At 64.4% G+C, this 1,804-nt stretch carries 1 protein-coding gene; it reads left to right on the top strand.

The genetic code is table 11. The features are described 5' to 3' along the window. Positions 1 to 69: 69 nt before the first annotated feature. Positions 70 to 1,257 carry a hypothetical protein gene (locus ABZU32_RS40895; RefSeq protein WP_354932164.1) on the top strand — a complete coding sequence of 396 codons (1,188 nt, stop codon included), beginning with the start codon at positions 70 to 72 and terminating at the stop codon, positions 1,255 to 1,257. The last annotated feature ends 547 nt before the right edge of the window (positions 1,258 to 1,804 follow it).

Here is a 1,804-nt window from a genome sequence, read left to right as displayed (position 1 = left end):
CGAGGACGCTTCTTCTTCCCCATGCTCTCCATCATGGACATCCTTCCGGGGACGAACCCCTGATCTCAGATGTCCGTCAAACCGGATCAAGCCCACTGGGCGGTGCCCAACGCAGAGCCGGAGGGACAGGACTTCGAGCACAAGGCAGAGCTGTGGGAACTGGTGCAGGGCGGCTACCTCTTTCAGGTCGCCAAGCTAGTCGATGAGAAGTCCGACGTAGACTTCCTGGTTCGCGTCGACCTCGGCGAAACGACGGCAGCCGGTGCGTTCGACCGTGCCGTTCGCATTGTGAACACGATCCTCAACATCTCGATCCACAACTCCGGCGGGATCCGCCCACACCTCGCTCAGCACGGGCTACTGTGCTCCGGTCAGGCTGGCTCCTCTAGCTTCATGGTCTCCCGGCGCGAGACGGGCTTCCCCGACGATCACTACGGCGCGGGCATCACTACAAAAGCGATCCAGGAGCATGGGCCACGCATCGCCTTGGCGCTGGCCCGCGAAGAGCTACCACGATTTCTCGCGGCAGCCCTCGAAGTGCGGACCACTGCTGACTACCCTTTCAGCCGCGACATGGCGCTGCGTAAGCCTTCCGAAGCAGACGTCAGCAGCGTGATCCCCCTGTCGGACCGCGTCGTCCAACACGTCGCGGCGCACGCAGCGCTCGCCCCCAACGACTTGTTCCACATGCTCGGCGAGCGCTGGGCACATGCTCGATGGCTTGCCGATGTGCAGCGAGCCGTTCATATGTGTCTGCTCGGCGGTGGAGGCCAAGACGAACTGCTCAACGAGCTGCGTCGGGTGTGGTTCACCAACAACCCGTCGCGCCCGTGGATCCTGTTCGTCGCTGACCGCTCTGGCGACCTGCTTTCGCTCTGCCGCATTGAGTCCGAGCGCGCCTGGATCAGGCGGATGTTCGCAAGCGTGAGCGACTTCGCCAAATATCACGCCCTGGTTGAGTACTACACCGCCGAAGGTGTCGTGTTGGAGGCCAGACGTCGTCGGGTCCGAAATGCCTTGGCGCATGGCAACCCCGCCGCTTTCGCGGTTGTTGAGTCTGTGCGCGAGTACGCCGAGTTCCTGAGCGGCAGTGCACTCAACCTTGCTGTCGAGTCCTACGTCGAAGGTACCGAGCCCACCGCCACGCTCGCGAAACGGACTGATGAGTTCACCGCAATGCAGGCAGGTCAGGACGCCGCCAGCTACTGGCGCGCTCGCCTTACCGCCAAAGCTTCAACGAGTGCGGACTCGTTGTGAGCATGGGCTTCGGCACATCCGCGCCACCTCGCCGGCTGGCACAGGCGTAGTGCTACGCCTGATGTGACAGCACAGGGCGCTGTTCCGTCGCTGTTCCGTGGGACGGTGAAAGGGGCGCTGAATGGTGAAAGGCGGCGGAAGGCTCGATGCCTGGTCAGCGGGGGCATCCAGGCATCGGCCCAGGTCGGGAGATGCGGGGTCAGAGATCTACACCATCTTCGAGGGCACGTCCGAGATCCAGCGCCTCCTGATAGGCCGCGCCGTCACCGGCCTGCAGGTTCAGTGATCACGGCCTCCGGCGAGCACCCCGCATCGCCCCCTGTGCCGTCGCTGTTCCGTCGGACACGGCGCGAGGACGGAACAGCCGGTCGTCGACGGCCCGCCGGGCACGGTCGTGTGAGCCGGGCATCAGGTGCGCGTAGGTCCGCAGAGTAAAGCCCGGATCGGCATGCCTAGTGCGGTGTCCATGAACGTTCGCCGGGTTGGTTGATCAGGCGGCCTGGTTGGCGGGTCGTCCCCAGCGGCGTTGTTTCTCGCTGCGGATGCG

Origin of the sequence: Sphaerisporangium sp. NPDC005288 (assembly GCF_040607475.1) — a bacterium.
GTDB lineage: Bacteria > Actinomycetota > Actinomycetes > Streptosporangiales > Streptosporangiaceae > Sphaerisporangium > Sphaerisporangium rhizosphaerae.
The sequence above is the reverse complement of the archived record's forward strand: the minus strand, read 5'-3'. Positions and strand labels throughout refer to the sequence as shown.

Coding starts and splice junctions, on each gene's coding strand:
- ABZU32_RS40895 (WP_354932164.1), top strand. CDS start 70: ATGTCCGTCAAACCGGATCAAGCCCACTGGGCGGTGCCCAACGCAGAG.